Genomic DNA, 16,127 nt, shown 5'->3' with positions numbered 1-16,127 from the left:
CTCAGGCCTCCCCTGCCAGCAGCTGCGTGATTTCTTCTGCCCTGAGCCGCCGGAAGGCCCGCCGGGATCCGCGCCCGCTTTCCGGGCTTCGGTCCAACACGGCGGCCTCGACTGCGGTGCCGGGCAGGGCGTCCATTTCCTTGTCCGTGGCCAGCGCCTTGACGGCCAGTCGCAGCGCGCCGGCCAGATTGAGATCGGCCTTCCATCCGCGGGCCACGCTCTCGGCTACTTGCTCGGCCAAGCCGCCCATCACTACAAAACCGTTCTCGTCGGCAATCGACCCGTCGAAAGTCAGGCGGTAAAGATGGTCCTCGGCCTGGGTGTGACCGACCTCGGCCACGGCAAGCTCGACTTCGAACGGCTTTTGCTCCGCGGTGAAGACTGCGCCAAGGCTCTGTGCGTAGACGCTCGCCAGCCCGCGGGCCGTGACGTCTTCGCGATCGTATGAATAGCCGCGGACGTCGGCGTAGCGGACACCGGCTTGCCGAAGACTCTCAAACTCGTTGTACTTGCCCACGGCGGCGAACGCGATCTTGTCGTAGATCTCACCGATCTTGTGGAGCGACGGCGACGGGTTTTCCGCCACGAGCGCGATCCCGTCGGCGCAACTGATCACGACGACGGAACGGCCGCGGGCGATACCCTTCCGCGCGAAATCCGCGCGGTCCTTCATCAGTTGCTCGGGCGAAACATAAAACTGCTGGGTCATCTCAGGCCTCCCGTCCGGCAACTGTGCGTGCTTCGACAATGGATCCGGCGATCGCCGCCAATTCCCGTTCCGGCACCCGGCGGGCACCGGCGCGGTTGACGGTATAAATCACCGGCCAGAGTTGCCGGACCGGGTCCGGACCGCCCGTGGCGGAGTCGTCGTCGGCGGCGTCATAGAGGGCTTCAACCGCGACGGCGACAGCCTCGTCTTCGGTGAGGTTCGGCCGCCACAGCTTCTTCAGGGCGCCACGTGCGAAGACGGAACCGGAGCCGACCGAATGGTGCTCCAACTCCTCGTACCGTCCCCCCGTGACATCGTAGGAGAAAAGCCGTCCAACGCCGGCTGCCTGGTCGAAGCCCGCGAAGAGCGGGACCACCGCGAGACCCTGCATGGCCATCGGCAGGTTTCCCCGGATCATGGCTCCAAGCCTGTTGGCTTTGCCGTCCAGGCTCAGCAGCGTGCCTTCGATCTTTTCATAGTGTTCCAGTTCCACCTGGAACAACCGGATGATGTCGATGGCCAGGCCGGCCGTCCCGGCAATTCCCAGGACGGAGTATTCGTCGGCCGGGAAGACCTTCTCGATGTGCCTGCTGGCGATCACGTTGCCCATGGTGGCGCGCCGGTCCCCCGCCATCAGGACGCCGCCGGGGTAACTCAGGGCGACGATTGTCGTGGCATGCGGCACCGGCGGAATCTGTCCCGCGGGCAGGCTTTGATTGTAGGGAAGGAGTTCAGGCCTGGAGCGTTGCAGATGCTCTATGAACGAAGACGTTGCTTGAGTGGCCAGGTGGCCGGCTGATGGATCCTGCATTGCTGCGCTCCTTCGACTCTGACATCCGATGCCCGGCGGCCTCGCGCCGACCGGGCCCTTGGCTTGGCTGGCGGCTGGCTACTGGCCGCCCTTTTGCACAAATGCCCTGACGAACTCTTCGGCGTTCGATTCAAGAACACCGTCGATTTCGTCGAGGAGATCGTCTACGCCCTGCGTGGCGACCGAGGCCTGTGCCTCCGGCGCTGCGGGCGGCGCCTCGGGGGCGTCGGCCTCTGCCTCGACGTCCCGCGACTGCGGTTGCTGCTGCTCCTGCGCTGCCATTTCTTTCTCCATTCTGTCCATCCCCGGTAACGGGGACTTCCTGTAATGCCATACTGCCACGGGGCGGGCCGTGACGCTGGGGTTTTAAGGGCCCGTTTGGTCGCCGTTGGCCGACTGGCTGTTCAGGCGGGCGGAGCCGGGTCCAGGCCGAGCAATTCACGGAGGAATGCGCCCGCTGTGGCGTGTTTCCGAAACAGCTGTCCGGTGAGTGCTTCCGTGCCGCGGAGCGGTTCCCGGGTGGGCACACGCTGCAGTTTCCCGATGCCGGGAACGTCGAAGATGACCGAATCCCAGCTGGCGCCGACCACGTCCTTGCCGAAGGTGGAAACACACTTCCCCCGGAAATATGCGCGGGTGTCCGACGGCGGTTCGACGACAGCACGGTTGATCGTGGCGTCGTCGACGATCCTCTGCATGCGGTCCCGGGAAAGCATGCGGTAGTACAGACCCTTTTCCGGCCTCACGTCGGACCATTGCAAATCGACGAGGCCGAGCCGGGCGTCGTTCCATTCAAGGCCGTCACGGTTCCGGTAGCCATCCAGCAGGGACATTTTGGCCAGCCATTCGACGGAAGACGCGGCGCCCGCGGGGTTGCTGCCGAGGAGCCCGAGCGTCGACTCCCACCGTTCGAGGACGTCACGGGTGTGCCCGTCTCCGCTGAAGGCATCGGAAACCCCTGTTTCCTGGGCAAGTTTGGCCGCTGCCTCGTAGTACATCCACTGGATATCAAGCGCTGTTACGCGCCGTCCGTCGAGAAGCCTGACGGTTGCAGTCAGGGACGTGTCGTGGCTGATGGCCTGCAGGCCCGCCACAGGCTCATGCACTTCGATCTTCGGAGCCTGGCCGGCCTCGATAAGGCTCAAGACCAATGCCGTGGTGCCGAACTTCAAGTAGTTCGACACCTGGCTCAGGTTGGCGTCCCCGATGATCACATGCAGGCGCCGGTACTTGTCCGCTGTGGCATGCGGTTCATCCCGGGTATTGATGATCGGACGCCGGATGGTGGTTTCCAGCCCTACCTCGGCTTCGAAGAAATCCGCACGCTGGCTGATCTGGAATCCGGGAGTTGAACCGTCCTGGCCCTTGCCGAGGCGTCCCGCACCGCAGATCACCTGGCGTGTGACAAAAAACGGGGTCAGGCCGCGGACGATGTCTCCGAAAGGCACCGAGCGCGGCATGAGGTAGTTCTCGTGGGAGCCGTAGGAAACAGACTTGTTGTCGGTGTTGTTCTTGTACAGATTGATCGCCGGCAGATCAGGATCGGCGGCCACCTTCCGAACCGTCGCCAGGGCGACGAGGTCGCCGGCCGCGTCCCACGCCACGATGTCACGGGGATTCGTGACCTCGGGACTTGAATATTCCGGATGGGCATGGTCCACGTACAGACGGGCCCCGTTGCCGAGGACCATGTTCATCAGCAACGATCCTGACTCGTCGCCGCCGTCGGCTTCCAACTCCTGCCGGCCGTACGCCAACGCGACGGCCTCGGCGTCGAGCACCGGAGGCCTGTCGGTCAGCTGGCTGGGATCGGCCGCGCTGCGCTCAACCGTCCAACCGCGTGCGTCATGCAGGGGTTCTTCGTCCGTGTAGTCCCAGCGGGTTTCAGCGCCCCCCGCCGCCCGCTGTCGCGTCAGGGTGGCGTAGGCCTGGATGATCCGCGCGGACATCATCGTGGCGTTCGCACCTGGCGCAGAAGGCGCGTGGATACCGTATTCAGTTTCCGAACCCATGACCCGCATGGCCCCGCCCACGGGAAGCTTGTCCGAGGGAAGGCCTTCCGGCCGGGCCGTCACAGGTACTGGCCGGTGTTTGGAGTCGTTTCGATCGACTTCCCGGGCTCCTGGCCGGCCTTGCCCTGGACGATTGTGCGGATGTAGGTGATTCGTTCGCCCTTCTTGCCTGAGATACGTGCCCAGTCATCCGGGTTGGTGGTGTTGGGCATGTCCTCGTGTTCGCGGAATTCGTCGACGACGGCGCGCAGGAAGTGGTCGATCCGCAGGCCTTTCTGCTGGGTCAGCAGGAGGTCCTTGATGGCGTACTTCTTCGCCCGATCCACGACGTTTTGGACAACCGCGCCGGAATTGAAGTCCTTGAAGTAGAGCATCTCGGTATCGCCGTTGGCGTAGGTCACTTCGAGGTACTCGTTGGATTTCTCCGTCGAGTACATGGCTTCAACAGTGCGCTGGATGATGGCGTCGACTGTGGCCTGGACGTCGCCGCCGTGCTCCGCCAGATCCGTTGCGTGGAAAGGAAGGTCGGTGGTGATGTACTTGGCGAAAATGTCGGCGGCCGCTTCGGCGTCGGGCCGCTGGATCTTGACCTTCACGTCAAGCCGGCCGGGACGGAGAATAGCCGGATCGATCATGTCCTCGCGGTTCGAGGCGCCGATCACGATGACGTTGTCCAGCCGTTCGACGCCGTCGATCTCGCTCAGGAGCTGCGGGACGATGGTTGTTTCGACGTCGGAGGATACCCCGGTGCCGCGGGTGCGGAACAATGAGTCCATTTCGTCGAAGAACACCACCACGGGGCTGCCATCTGATGCTTTCTCCCGGGCACGGGCAAAAATCAGGCGGATGTGCCGCTCTGTTTCGCCGACGTACTTGTCAAGGAGTTCAGGTCCCTTGATGTTCAGGAAGTAGCTCTTCAGGTCCACGTTGCCGGCCCGTTCGGAGGCGCGTGCGGCAAGGGAGTTGGCAACGGCCTTCGCGATCAGCGTCTTGCCGCAACCCGGAGGGCCGTAAAGCAGGATGCCCTTGGGTGCTTTGAGCCCGTGTTCGCGGTACAGGTCCGGGTGCAGGAACGGTAGTTCCACGGCGTCGCGGATCTGTTCGATTTGCGGGCCCAGGCCACCGATGTCCTCGTAGGTAATATCGGGGACTTCCTCAAGGACAAGGTTCTCGACCTCTGCCCGGGGCACCTTCTCCAGCGCGTAGCCCGTGCGGGAATCCAGCGACAAGGCATCCCCGACGCGCAGGTGCACCTTCTGCAAGGCGCCTGAAAGCCTGACGACCCGCTCTTCATCGGCCCTGCCCACTACCAGGGCGCGGTCGGTGCCGAGCATTTCCTTGAGCGTGACGAGTTCTCCCGCCCGTTCATAGCCCAGGCCGGTGACCACGAGCAGGGCCTCGTTGAGGAGGACTTCCTGCCCGACGGCCAGCTGGTTGATGTTCACGAGGGGGCTGACGCCCACGCGCATCTTGCGGCCGGCATTGAAAATGTCGACCGACTCCTCGGTGGCCGCCTGGCCCGTGCTGCCTGCCGTTGGCTGGCGCCTAGGGTTGATCTGCAAGATGGTCCCGAAGCTGTACGGCGGTTGGCCGTCCTGCTCGAGGGCGCCCTTGAGCCGCAGGATTTCGGCCTTCGCCGTCTCCAGCATGGTCACGAGCTTGGTGTTGTTCTGGGTGGCTGCGGCAAGCTGACGGTCGATGTGGCGCAGCTTGTCTCGAAGGATGTTTATCTGGCGTTCCGCGACAGTGAGTTCCCCCGACTCGTCCACCGGTTGGATTGCCCCACCCCCGTGTCCCGCTTTCCCCCCAGTCACAGCCTTGTTCGATGGCTCCTCCGGCGTTGTTCGCCCGAAGTCATTGTTCGACGTATCCACGAAGCATCAGCTCCTTCCCGCTTTCTATAAATAGACCTTAGCCCTCAAAAGCGTCGGGAAACCTGTGACATCCGGAATGCGGACCAGTTTGTGATCTTTCCCTAGGGAGCCGGTGAGGGGTCATCCTTGACGTTGGTGCCGGCAATCGCATCCCGTGCCGCCCGCCGCAGTTTCTTGTCCGAAACCGCACGCTCTCCTACGGCTCCCGGCGTCCAGGCATTCAGGTCTTCCTCGCTGAACTCGGTCTTCGACGGTCGCCGCTTGACCGAGATCCCGGTCACGCCGTCGGCGAGGCGGCGGGTCACCAAAAGGAAGCCGGTGTGGGCCACCATGCGGTGGTCGGGACGGACAGCGAGGCCTTCAAGGTGCCAGCCGCGGACCAAGGACTCCCACGCGTCCGGTTCCGTGAAACGGCCGTCGGCGCGGATGGCCTCTGCGGTACGGGAGAGCTGGGTCACGGTGGCCACATAGTTGATCCACACGCCGCCGGGGGCCAGGACCGTCGCTACGGCATCGAGGCATTCCCAAGGAGCGAGCATGTCCAGCACCACGCGGTCCACGGAGCCGGGCTCCTCGCTGCGGACAACTTCCTCCTGGAAGTCGCCCAGCGAGATCTTCCAGGCCGGGTGCGGACCGCCGAAAATGGTTTCCACGTTGCCGCGGGCGATGTCGGCGAATTCTTCGCGACGCTCGAAAGAGTGCAGGTAACCGTTGTCTCCCACGGCACGAAGCAGGGAGATCGAAAGAGCGCCGGAGCCAACGCCCGCTTCCACAACCCGCGCACCCGGGAAGATGTCGGCCATGGTGACGATCTGGCCGGCATCCTTGGGGTACACCACCGCGGCGCCGCGGGGCATGGACAACACGAAGTCCGAGAGCAGCGGACGGAGGGTCTGGTACTGCTGGCCGATGTTGTTGGCCACCACGGAGCCGTCAACCTGGCCGATGATTTCGTCGTGGTTCAGGAAGCCGCGGTGCGTGTGGAAGGCGCCGCCTTCCTCCAGGGTGATGGTGTTCATCCGGCCGCGTTCGTCCGTGAGTTGAACCCGTTCGCCCACACGGAACGGCCCTCGGCGCCGTGCCGCACCAGTCGGCTGAATCGCGGTATTGGCGCCGGTGGCCGTGTAGTTGGCGGCGGTTTCGCTGCTCATGGGTGTTTCCTCGCTCCTGTACGGCTGGGCCGTCATTCGTTGCCACAGTTACTGCTTAGTGCTGCGCTCTGCCAGCCGGGTTATTTTTCGGCCGGCAGGTAACTCTACCGGGAAGGTCCTACGGGCGTCCGCTCCGTCGGGCTACTTTACCTGTAATGGCTGTCACTACGGCCTGCTGCCGCAGCAAGCCCATGACTGTGCCTGCCTCATCCACTACGGCGTATTCCCCGCCGCTGAGCTGCGCCAAGTACTGGATCAGTTCCTGGCCGCTGGAAGTCCAAGGCACGTAGGCGCCGTCGGCGAGCGGGGTCGAAACCGCCGTCACGACGGTGGTGAATACCTCGGAGGCCGGCACGGCTGCCGCGGCAGCCGGATCGACGAGGCCCTGCGGCCGGCCATCCGGTCCGCAAATCACGACGGCGGGAGCGCCGTAGGGTGCCACGCGCAGGACATCCGCGACAGTGGCCGAGTTCGGAATGCCGACGGCGGGTTCCGCCAGGGCGGAGGCGCTCACCAAGTGGAGCCGGCCGCGGAGCGTCGCCTGCTTGATCGCACCCGAAGCGCCCATCCAAAGGAAGCTGCAGACGAGGAAGGTGATGAGCATCAGGCTGAGATCGGGCGTGTTGCCGCTCAGCAAAGGCAGCACGACGAACCAAACAACCAGGACGATGACAATAATCCGTCCGGCCCAGCCAGCCGCCACCGTGCCCTTTTCCTGGCTTCCCGTCACTTTCCATACCGCGGACTCCACCAAGCGTCCCCCGTCGAGGGGCAGTCCGGGGAGAACGTTGAAGATGCCGATCAGCAGATTGGCCCACATGAGGATATTCGTCAGGGTGTCCCCAACCCCGGTGACGACACCGGCCTGAAGCAACAGCCAGGCACCGCCCGCGAGGACAAAGTTGGCCGCGGGTCCTGCCAAAGCGACAACGACCGAGCGGCCGGGGGACGCGATGAAGCTCTCGAACTGCGTGTGCCCGCCCCAAAGATTCAAAACGATCTTCTCCGTGGGCCACTTGAAAGCCTTGGCGCTCAAGGCATGGGCGAGTTCGTGGACGAGCACGGACAGCGCGAGGAGCACCGCATAGGCAAAGGCAACGAAGTAGGCGCCGATTCCCAAGGAGTGGTTCCGGATGAGCAGCGCTGGTCCATAGACGATGACGGTGAACGCCGCGATGATGAACCAGGAGTAGGCAAGGTACACGGGGATTCCCGCGATGCGGCCGAGCGGAATCCCGTCCTTTTTAGCGCTACGGGTGCTATGGCCACGGTTACCGGGAGTGCTCACTTAGTTTGCCTGTCCAAGGAAAGCCCCGGCCGGCACCTTTGCGGATGCCCGCTCCGCAACAAGCGCTTCAAGGTCGGCGACCTTCCGGCCCGCGAGGGTGTCCCAGGTTGCCCGGCGGGGGTCCTGGGGCAGTGGCATCTGGTGCGGAATTCCGACCGTGACCACGCCGGAGGCGATCGCGGACGCAACTCCCGGGACGGAATCCTCGAGTGCGACGCAGTGATCCACGGTCAGCGCGGGGTCGCTGTCCCGGAGCCGCTCGACGGCGGCGAGGTAAGCCTCCGGGTGGGGCTTTCCTTGGCTGACGGTGTCCCCCGTGATGAGGAACTCGAAGTAGGGCTTGGGGAGGTTGGCCACGACTTCGCGCGCCATCGGGCCTTCGGACATCGTCACGAGGGCACAACGGACGCCTGATTGGTACAGCTCGTCAAGCAATTCCCTGGCTCCGGGCCGCCACGGCACTTGGACGCGGAGACGGTCGATGACCTGGGCGCTCAAGGAGTCAACGATCTCGCGCTTTTCCAGGTTCACTCCAGCCCTTTGGAGAATGCCGGCCGAGTGCATCAGCGACTGCCCGACGAGCTGCATGGCTTGTTCATGGCTCCAGGCGCCACCGTGGGACTCAACCAGGGCGCGCTCTGCTGCAATCCAGTACGGCTCGGTGTCCACCAGGGTGCCATCCATGTCCCATAGCGCGGCTTTGAGCTCGGCTTTTACAAAGGGCTGGGCGGCTGAAGCAAGCATGCCTAAAGTCTACGTGGAAGGAGACAGGGCAATTGCCGCTCTACGCCCGGGGCGAAGTCTGGCCACGCCGGTCCGCTCACGCCATGCATCGGTGGCGGTGTTGGACGTAGGGTGAGTGAATGAACAGTTTGGACGGAGCCCCTGACGGACAGGCCACAACACCGGAGCCTGAGCGCCTTCTCCAGCCTGTAGCCGAAGGCCAGCGCATCACCGTGATGCTGGCGGCTTTTGAGGGTTGGAACGACGCCGGCGAGGCGGCCAGCGATTCCCTTCACTACTTGAACAAGTTGTGGCAAGGAAAGAAAGTGGCATCCGTTGATGCCGACGACTATTACGACTTCCAGTTCACCAGGCCGACGGTACGACGCACGGCAGCCGGAACGCGCAAGGTGAAATGGCCTTCCACGCGCCTGTACAAGGCCAGCGTCCCCGACAGCAACGTCGATGTGGTGTTCGTGCTCGGCACCGAGCCTTCCTACCGCTGGCGTGCCTACACGGCCGAGCTCCTGGTCCACGCCGAAGCGCTCAAGGTCGACTACGTGGTCCTGATCGGAGCGCTTCTGGCCGATGTCCCGCACAGCCGTCCGATCCCCGTCAGCACCACCTCGGACGACAGTGGATTGCGGCAGCGCTTGAACCTGGAGGCTTCGCAGTACGAGGGCCCGGTAGGCATTGTGGGGGTACTGGCGGAATTCGCGCTGCTCGCGGGCTTGCCTACGGTGTCGCTGTGGGCGGCCGTACCGCACTATGTCGCGCAGCCCCCCTCCCCCAAGGCGCAACTGGCCATCTTGAACAGGATCGAGGACCTCCTCCAAGTGCCGCTGGACACCCACGCCCTCAACGAGGAATCGGAGGCTTGGGAGCGCGGTGTGGACGAACTGGCCACCGAAGATCCCGAAATCGCCGCCTACGTGCGGCAGCTCGAGGAGGCGAAGGACACGGCTGACCTGCCGGAGGCCAGTGGCGAATCCATCGCGCGCGAATTCGAGCGTTACCTCAAGCGCAGGGGCAAAGACAAGCCCTGACGGGCTGTCTCCGGGGGCGCGATGCGCATCTAAGCCAACGCGGGGTCACTTACGGCCCATCCAAAGGGACATTATGGGCCGTAAGTGACCCCGCGTTGTTTAAATATCAGAGTTCGACGCCGAGCAATCCGTTGATCGCGTCGCTCACCAGGGCGGAATCCAGCGCACTGGGATCGGCGTCGGACGCGTTGCTGAGAGCCGCTGCAGCCCAGGCATCGACGGCGGCGACCGCGCCGGGAGCGTTGAGGTCGTTGGCCAGCTCGGCACGCATCCGCGTCAGCAGTTCCGCCGCGGTTCCCTCGGGAGCAATGTCCCGCGCGGCGCGCCACGTGTTGAGGCGCTCCTTGGCCTGGGCGAAGCCTTCATCGGTCCAGGACCAATCCGCCCGGTAGTGGTTGGCCAGGATCGCAAGGCGGATTGCGGCAGGCTCTTCGCCCGCGGCACGCAGCTTCGACACAAGCACGAGGTTTCCTTTGGACTTGCTCATCTTTTCGCCGTCCAGGCCCACCATTCCGGCGTGGGCGTAGTGGCGTGCCAAGGGAATGCCGCTAAGCGAATAGGCGTGTCCGGCGCCCATCTCGTGGTGCGGGAAGACGAGGTCCGATCCGCCGCCCTGCACAGTGAACGGAGCCGGCAGGTATTTCTGGGCGATGACCGTACATTCAATGTGCCAGCCGGGACGTCCGTCACCGAGGCTTGCGCCGGGCCAGCTCGGCTCGCCGTCCCGGGCTACTCTCCATAGCAGGGGATCAAGGGGATTCCGTTTGCCGGAACGGCCGGGATCGCCACCGCGTTCGGCGAAAAGCTCCAACATTTCCACTTCGCCGAGCCCCGAGATGTCACCGAGTGTCCACGCATCCGGGCTATCCGAAGCCTTGCCGGCCGCCTCGACGTCGTAATATACGTCTCCGTCGGGCTCGCCGCCGGTGCCGTGCACGCGGTAGGCGAGCTTGTCAGCGATCAATTTCTCGATAGCCGGGACAATCATCGGAATCGCCTCGACGGCTCCGATGTAGTGACTCGGAGCCAGCACGTTGAGGGCGTCCATGTCGGTGTGGAAAAGCTCAATCTGGCTCGCCGCCAGTTCCCGCCAGTCCACGCCGGTGGCGGTGGCCCGCTCCAGGAGGGGGTCGTCGACGTCGGTAACGTTCTGGACGTACGCAACCCGCTGGCCGCTGTCCCGCCATGCCCGGTTGAGCAGGTCGAAAGCGACGTAGCTGGCCGCATGGCCCATGTGGGTGGCGTCGTAGGGCGTGATGCCGCAGACGTACATGGATTGCTCCGCGCGCGGCTCGACCTCCACGAGCGCCCTCAGGGCGGTATCGAACAGCCTCAACGGGGGCATGCTGCCGGGTAGTTCAGGCACTGGGCGGGAGATCCACGATTTCACAGCCTCAACCATAGTGCTAGGCGCTGATGACATTGAAACCCAGCAACACATAGAGGGCCAGTCCAAGGAGAATGCGGTACCACACGAAGACACGGTAGCTGTGGGTGGAAATGAATTTGAGGAACCAGCCGATGATGATGAAGCCCACAACGAAGGCGATGATCGTGGCCAGGGCTGTTTCGGGCAGGCCGAAGGGTCCTGTGATTCCTTCCTTCGACACGACCTTGTATAGCTGGTACAGGCCGCTGCCGAAGACAGCGGGTATGGCGAGCAGGAACGAATACCGTGCGGCAGCTTCGCGCGTGTACCCCATCAAGAGGCCGGCGGTGATGGTCCCGCCGGAGCGCGAAACGCCCGGGATGAGCGCCATGGCCTGGGCCAGCCCGTAAAGGATGCCGTGCTTGAAGGTCAATTGGCTCAGCTCGCGTTTCTGCTTTCCAACGGCGTCGGCCACCGCGAGGATCATGCCGAAGACGATGAGCATGGTGGCGACGATCCACAGGCTGCGCAGGACGGATTCGATCTGGTTTTGAAAGAGCAAGCCGAGGACGATGATGGGCAGGCTGCCGAGGATGACCAACCAACCCATGCGCGCGTCGGGATCGTCCCTGGCGACCTTGCCGCGCAGCGATCCGAACCAGGCGCGGACAATCCTGACGATGTCGCGCCAAAAGAAGACGATCACGGCCGTCTCGGTGCCCAGCTGGGTAATGGCCGTGAAAGCAGCTCCGGGGTCCGCCGCATTGGGCAGGAACGAGCCGACAATTCGCAGGTGTGCGCTTGAAGAAATCGGAAGGAATTCTGTCAGGCCCTGCACGAGGCCAAGGAAGGCTGCTTCTATCCAGTTCACGTGAATAGACCCTACGTCATGATCTACCCGATCTCCCCGTAAGCTATCAGCTATGCAGCAGCGTTACGTCGGCAACAGTGGGTTTCGGGTGTCCACCCTTTCCCTGGGCACCATGTCCTGGGCGGAAGAAACAGACGAACAGGATGCACGGGAGCTGCTCCATACGTTCATCGCAGCGGGCGGCACCATGATCGATACCGCCGCCTCCTACGCAGGCGGACGAGCCGAGGCTCTCCTGGGCTCCATGCTGGGAGACGTCGTGGCGCGTTCGGAGGTTGTCCTCTCCACGAAAGCGGGGGTCTCGACGTCGGACGGCCGGCGCAGTGTCGATGCCTCGCGCGGTTCCATGCTGTCCGCACTCGACGCCAGCCTTGCCCGCTTGGGAACCGACTACGTGGACATTTGGTTCGCCCATGCCTGGGACGGCAACGTTCCGCTGGACGAAACGCTTTCCGCACTTGACCTTGCGTTGCGCTCGGGACGCGCACGGTACGTGGGCATCTCCAACTACAACGGCTGGCAGACGGCCAAGGCTGCGGCCATCGCGGGATTCACCGTGGTGGCAAACCAATCCGAATACTCGCTCCTGCACAGGAGGCCCGAAGACGAACTGGTGCCCGCGATCGAGGATGCCGGCCTCGGCCTCATGGCGTGGGCGCCCCTGGGCCGCGGGGTGCTCAGCGGCAAATACCGTGGACAGATTCCCTCTGATTCCCGTGCGGCGGAGGGCCGCCTCAGCGGCTACGTCGAAAAGTACCTCGACGCGCGGGGGGCGCGGATCGTCGAAGCAGCGGCAATGGCCGCGCGCGGATTGGGACGTTCCGCCGTCGACGTTTCACTCAGCTGGGTGCTCTCCCGCCCAGGCGTATCCACGGCCGTGGTGGGCCCACGCAATGCGGTCCAGCTCAAGGAGTTGCTGGATGCGCAGCTGTCCCCTCTTCCTGCTGAGATTTCGCGGGCGCTGGAAGACGTTTCAACGATCTGACTCAGCTGTTACTGCGGCATGGGTGGCCGCGGGATTACTGATCGCGCACTACTGGTCGAGGATCTCCAGCTCGTCTTCGTCGAGGAGTTCACTGTTGTCCTCGTCGTCATCTTCTTCATCGTCGTCGAACACCTGAAGGGGTGTGACTTCCGAGTAGGCCTCGTATAGTGAGTCCTCATATACCTCGAAGGCATCTGCGACGGCGAAAAACGCTGCCTCCACAGCGGGATCTCCTTCGCCCCTGCGGGCAGAAGCGGCAATCAGGTGCTCTTCCAAGGCGGCTGTCAATGACTGAAGCGCGACACGCGGATCGATGCTCATGACTTCACGTTAGCCCGAAAAAGACGAAAATGGAGAGGGATGAGAGAACAATTTCTGAGCAGTTCAGTGGAACGTCAGCGGGACTACGCGAGGCAGTACGAGTATCTCGTGCTGACCGTCAGCCCTGACGATTCCTTGCCCGAGGCGCGGCGCCGGCTCGTGGAACACTCCGAATATGGCAAGTGGGAACTGGAGCGGAGCATCCTCTATATCGGCGGCGGTCGCCGGTTCTGGCTGCGCCGCAGGGTACTCAACGTACAGCGCACCGTATAGCAGCGGCGGCGCTTCCCGGTTCCCCTCCAGCTTTCGAGCGTGTCAGCTTTCGAGCGGGCCAAGCCACGCGTTGGCTACCGTGTTGTGCGCTGATTCGTCATTGGAGGGATGGAAGATCCCGGCCAGCACGTCGCGATACAGCCGTTCGAGTTCGGAGCCCCGGAAGTAGCTTGAGCCTCCGGAAACCCGGATTGCCACATCCACCATGGTCCGGGCGTTCTCCGTTGCCCGCACCTTGAGCCCCACGAACTTGGGGAACCACTGGGCGCCGTGATCAACCAGGCCATCCACGTCACGGGCAACTGACGCCAACTGGGGCTGGATGGAATCCATTGCCATGGCGGCGTCGGCGATCTTCCAGCGGATGTCCGGGTCTTGCGCAAAGCTCCGGCCGCCGTATTTGGCCGAGGTACGGCGTTTGGCCGCCTCGACGGCCAGGGCGAATGCCCGCTCCCCGATGCCCGTGTAGACGGCGGCAAGCAGCGTTTCGAAGCACGCGAAGATCGCGAAGATCAACGGATCCTGGTTGGGCCCTACGGGCAGTTTCCGGAAGATCCGTTCCGGCGGCACTGTGGCACCCCGCAAAAGCGTGGTGTTCGATTGGCTGGCCCGCATGCCCAGGGTGTCCCAGTCACCCAGTGTCTCGTGGCCTGGCGCGTCGCGCTGGATGAATCCGAAAACCAGCTCTCCACTCCCCTCCCGGGCGCCGCTGTCCTTGCCGAAGATGCCCAGGCGGGTCCATGCCGTCGACAGGCTCGTGAAGATCTTCCGCCCGGTGAAGGTGTACCCGCCGTCCTCCTGCGGTTCCGCCGTGGTCCCTGAATCAAAGAGCATGGAGTCATTGCCCGGCTCGGAAATCCCGAAGGCAAAGATCTCGCCCTGTCCGGACTCCTTGAGGACAAAGTCAAGGGAATCGTCGCCGCGGGCCGCCAGGACGTGCGCGACGCCGGTCCAGACAAGGTGCATGTTGACGGCCAGCGCGGTGGCCGGGGCAGCCGTGGCAAGCCGGCGCTGAAGCGCCGCCGCGGCTTCGAGACCGAGCCCCAGTCCGCCGTCGGACCCGGGGACAAAGATCTTCAGGTAACCCGCCGCGGCGAGCTCCTCAAGGTCCTCGTGGAAGAACGAGTTGTCCTGGTCGTAGCCCGCGGCGCGGCCCCGCATGCGCTCGAGCAACTCGTCCGGCAGGATCTCCTCAGGGATCAAGGCGTTCTCCCTAGTAGTTGCTGAGCAAGGTGTTGAGCACCCTGGATCCGAACTTGAGCGAATCGGCCGGAACGCGTTCGTCAACCCCGTGGAACATCCCCGTGAAGTCGAGTTCCTCGGGGAGCATCAGCGGGGCGAACCCGTAACCTGTGATGCCGATCTTGCTGAGCGACTTGTTGTCGGTGCCGCCGGACAAGGTGTACGGCAGCACTTTGGCGCCGGGGTCTTCCGTGTGCAGGGCGTCGATCATGGCGTCTACCAGGTTGCCGGCAAACGGCACTTCCAAGGACACGTCCTTATTGACGTAGCTGACGTCCACTCCGTCTCCGGCAAGTTTTTTGACGGTTTCGAAGACCAACTCCTGTTGGCCCGGCAGGGTGCGGCAGTCCACGAGTGCTTCCGCCGATTCCGGGATGACGTTGTGCTTGTATCCGGAGCTCAGCAGCGTGGGATTCGAAGTGTTCTGGAGGGTGGCCCCCACGAAGCGCGCTACGGTGCCGAGTTCCTTCAGGAGGGTCTCGGGGTTGTCCGGATCGAACTCGACGCCGGTCAGTTCCGTGACACCGTCGAGGAACTGCCGGGTGGTGGGGGTCAGCTCGATCGGCCACCGGTACTCGCCGATCCTGGTGACCGCCGCGGCCAGGCGGGTGATCGCATTGTCCGTGTTGATTTGCGAACCGTGCCCGGCACGGCCGTGGGCCACGAGGCGCAGCCAGGAAAGGCCTTTCTCCGCGGTCTGGAGCAAGTAGGTGCGCTGGCCTCCGATGGTGGCCGAGAAGCCACCTACTTCGGAGATCGCTTCGGTAGCGCCGTCGAAGAGTTCCCTGCGGTGCTCGACGGCGTAGCGCGCGCCGTGGTTGCCTCCGGCTTCCTCGTCAGCGAAGAACGCGAAGATGATGTCCCGCTTGGGCTTTCGTCCCGTGCGGGCGAAGTCGCGCATGACCGAGAGAATCATGGCGTCCATGTCCTTCATGTCCACGGCGCCGCGTCCCCAGATAAGTCCATCTTTGAGTTCGCCGCTGAAGGGATCCACGGACCACTGGTCCTTGAGCGCCGGAACGACGTCGAGGTGGCCGTGCACCACGAGGGCCCCGGCCGAGGGGTCCTCCCCTGCCATGCGGGTGACAACATTGGCCCGCCCCGGAGCCGACTCAAAGATTTCAGCGTCCAGTCCGACTTCATTGATAAGGGCCGCGGTGTATTCCGCCGCGGCGCGTTCCCCGGGACCGGAATCGTCACCGAAGTTCGAAGTGTCTATGCGGATGAGTTCCTGGCAGATCCGGACTACTTCGTCCTCGGGTCGGATATCAGTCATGGAACTCTCCTTGCTGGCTTGGATGGACGTACTCCGCGGGCGGGCACATGGTGCGGACGCTCCCGCGCGCTTCCCTCAGCCTACCCACCGCAGCCTCGTTTAGCCGCGTGCTTTCCCGCGTTTTGGCGCGGAATGGCAGGGTCCAATTGCGGTTGGCGGGCCCCTCTCCGGCTCCG

General features: G+C 63.9%; 16 protein-coding genes. 3 read left to right on the top strand and 13 right to left on the bottom strand.

Annotated elements, in window-relative coordinates; translation table 11 throughout:
• Position 1: 1 nt before the first annotated feature.
• The 8 genes from prcA to AB0323_RS02485 form a co-directional block, all read right to left on the bottom strand.
• Complete coding sequence (prcA, locus tag AB0323_RS02520; protein ID WP_366175978.1) at positions 2 to 709, bottom strand: proteasome subunit alpha; 708 nt, start codon at positions 707 to 709, stop codon at positions 2 to 4.
• 1 nt (position 710) lies between these two features.
• Positions 711 to 1,520 carry a proteasome subunit beta gene (gene prcB / locus AB0323_RS02515; protein WP_366175977.1) on the bottom strand — a complete coding sequence of 270 codons (810 nt, stop codon included), beginning with the start codon at positions 1,518 to 1,520 and terminating at the stop codon, positions 711 to 713.
• 78 nt (positions 1,521 to 1,598) lie between these two features.
• Positions 1,599 to 1,802: a ubiquitin-like protein Pup gene (locus AB0323_RS02510; RefSeq protein WP_234749319.1), complete on the bottom strand. Its 204-nt coding sequence runs from the start codon at positions 1,800 to 1,802 to the stop codon at positions 1,599 to 1,601.
• Positions 1,803 to 1,924: 122 nt separating this feature from the next.
• Positions 1,925 to 3,541: a depupylase/deamidase Dop gene (dop, locus tag AB0323_RS02505; RefSeq protein ID WP_366176071.1), complete on the bottom strand. Its 1,617-nt coding sequence runs from the start codon at positions 3,539 to 3,541 to the stop codon at positions 1,925 to 1,927.
• 50 nt (positions 3,542 to 3,591) lie between these two features.
• Positions 3,592 to 5,406, bottom strand: a complete 1,815-nt coding sequence (gene arc, locus AB0323_RS02500) for a proteasome ATPase (RefSeq protein WP_364534557.1) — start codon at positions 5,404 to 5,406, stop codon at positions 3,592 to 3,594.
• Positions 5,407 to 5,507: 101 nt separating this feature from the next.
• Positions 5,508 to 6,557, bottom strand: a complete 1,050-nt coding sequence (locus AB0323_RS02495) for a tRNA (adenine-N1)-methyltransferase (protein ID WP_366175976.1) — start codon at positions 6,555 to 6,557, stop codon at positions 5,508 to 5,510.
• 118 nt (positions 6,558 to 6,675) lie between these two features.
• Positions 6,676 to 7,845, bottom strand: a complete 1,170-nt coding sequence (locus tag AB0323_RS02490) for a site-2 protease family protein (protein ID WP_366175975.1) — start codon at positions 7,843 to 7,845, stop codon at positions 6,676 to 6,678.
• Entirely contained in the window at positions 7,846 to 8,589 is a 744-nt protein-coding gene (locus AB0323_RS02485) for an HAD family phosphatase (RefSeq protein ID WP_366175974.1), read from the bottom strand. It lies immediately after the preceding gene.
• 119 nt (positions 8,590 to 8,708) lie between these two features.
• Between AB0323_RS02485 and AB0323_RS02480 the strand changes: the two genes are divergently transcribed.
• Complete coding sequence (locus AB0323_RS02480) at positions 8,709 to 9,614, top strand: PAC2 family protein (protein WP_366175973.1); 906 nt, start codon at positions 8,709 to 8,711, stop codon at positions 9,612 to 9,614.
• A gap of 106 nt (positions 9,615 to 9,720) precedes the next feature.
• On the opposite strand, the gene mshC is transcribed toward AB0323_RS02480, so the two are convergent.
• Positions 9,721 to 11,004, bottom strand: coding sequence for a cysteine--1-D-myo-inosityl 2-amino-2-deoxy-alpha-D-glucopyranoside ligase (gene mshC / locus AB0323_RS02475; RefSeq protein ID WP_366175972.1), 1,284 nt, complete (start codon positions 11,002 to 11,004; stop codon positions 9,721 to 9,723).
• Between the two features lie 16 nt (positions 11,005 to 11,020).
• Complete coding sequence (locus AB0323_RS02470) at positions 11,021 to 11,854, bottom strand: undecaprenyl-diphosphate phosphatase (protein WP_364534540.1); 834 nt, start codon at positions 11,852 to 11,854, stop codon at positions 11,021 to 11,023.
• A 52-nt stretch (positions 11,855 to 11,906) separates the two neighbouring features.
• Here AB0323_RS02470 and AB0323_RS02465 point away from each other — a divergent pair, with 52 nt between their 5' ends.
• Positions 11,907 to 12,839, top strand: coding sequence for an aldo/keto reductase (locus tag AB0323_RS02465; RefSeq protein ID WP_366175971.1), 933 nt, complete (start codon positions 11,907 to 11,909; stop codon positions 12,837 to 12,839).
• Between the two features lie 48 nt (positions 12,840 to 12,887).
• Here AB0323_RS02465 and AB0323_RS02460 read toward each other — a convergent pair whose 3' ends face one another.
• On the bottom strand, positions 12,888 to 13,160 hold the full coding sequence (locus AB0323_RS02460) for a hypothetical protein (RefSeq protein WP_284982173.1): 273 nt from the start codon (positions 13,158 to 13,160) through the stop codon (positions 12,888 to 12,890).
• Positions 13,161 to 13,199: 39 nt separating this feature from the next.
• Here AB0323_RS02460 and AB0323_RS02455 point away from each other — a divergent pair, with 39 nt between their 5' ends.
• Entirely contained in the window at positions 13,200 to 13,433 is a 234-nt protein-coding gene (locus tag AB0323_RS02455; protein ID WP_059389241.1) for a DUF5703 family protein, read from the top strand.
• A gap of 42 nt (positions 13,434 to 13,475) precedes the next feature.
• On the opposite strand, the gene AB0323_RS02450 is transcribed toward AB0323_RS02455, so the two are convergent.
• Together AB0323_RS02450 and AB0323_RS02445 are read right to left on the bottom strand one after the other, a co-directional pair.
• On the bottom strand, positions 13,476 to 14,636 hold the full coding sequence (locus AB0323_RS02450; protein WP_366175970.1) for an acyl-CoA dehydrogenase family protein: 1,161 nt from the start codon (positions 14,634 to 14,636) through the stop codon (positions 13,476 to 13,478).
• A gap of 10 nt (positions 14,637 to 14,646) precedes the next feature.
• Positions 14,647 to 15,951 carry a M20/M25/M40 family metallo-hydrolase gene (locus AB0323_RS02445; protein ID WP_366175969.1) on the bottom strand — a complete coding sequence of 435 codons (1,305 nt, stop codon included), beginning with the start codon at positions 15,949 to 15,951 and terminating at the stop codon, positions 14,647 to 14,649.
• Positions 15,952 to 16,127: the final 176 nt, after the last annotated feature.

The sequence above is a fragment of the Arthrobacter sp. NPDC080031 genome, from assembly GCF_040702485.1.
Taxonomy (GTDB): Bacteria; Actinomycetota; Actinomycetes; order Actinomycetales; family Micrococcaceae; genus Arthrobacter.
Note: the sequence above shows the minus strand (reverse complement) of the source record. Positions and strands in the feature narration are given on the sequence as shown.

Bases quoted from the DNA above. Each gene is read 5' to 3' on its own strand.
- prcA (WP_366175978.1), bottom strand. From the start codon at position 709: ATGACCCAGCAGTTTTATGTTTCGCCCGAGCAACTGATGAAGGACCGC.
- prcB (WP_366175977.1), bottom strand. From the start codon at position 1,520: ATGCAGGATCCATCAGCCGGCCACCTGGCCACTCAAGCAACGTCTTCG.
- AB0323_RS02510 (WP_234749319.1), bottom strand. From the start codon at position 1,802: ATGGCAGCGCAGGAGCAGCAGCAACCGCAGTCGCGGGACGTCGAGGCA.
- dop (WP_366176071.1), bottom strand. From the start codon at position 3,541: ATGCGGGTCATGGGTTCGGAAACTGAATACGGTATCCACGCGCCTTCT.
- AB0323_RS02495 (WP_366175976.1), bottom strand. From the start codon at position 6,557: ATGAGCAGCGAAACCGCCGCCAACTACACGGCCACCGGCGCCAATACC.
- AB0323_RS02485 (WP_366175974.1), bottom strand. From the start codon at position 8,589: ATGCTTGCTTCAGCCGCCCAGCCCTTTGTAAAAGCCGAGCTCAAAGCC.
- AB0323_RS02480 (WP_366175973.1), top strand. From the start codon at position 8,709: ATGAACAGTTTGGACGGAGCCCCTGACGGACAGGCCACAACACCGGAG.
- AB0323_RS02465 (WP_366175971.1), top strand. From the start codon at position 11,907: ATGCAGCAGCGTTACGTCGGCAACAGTGGGTTTCGGGTGTCCACCCTT.
- AB0323_RS02460 (WP_284982173.1), bottom strand. From the start codon at position 13,160: ATGAGCATCGATCCGCGTGTCGCGCTTCAGTCATTGACAGCCGCCTTG.
- AB0323_RS02455 (WP_059389241.1), top strand. From the start codon at position 13,200: ATGAGAGAACAATTTCTGAGCAGTTCAGTGGAACGTCAGCGGGACTAC.
- AB0323_RS02445 (WP_366175969.1), bottom strand. From the start codon at position 15,951: ATGACTGATATCCGACCCGAGGACGAAGTAGTCCGGATCTGCCAGGAA.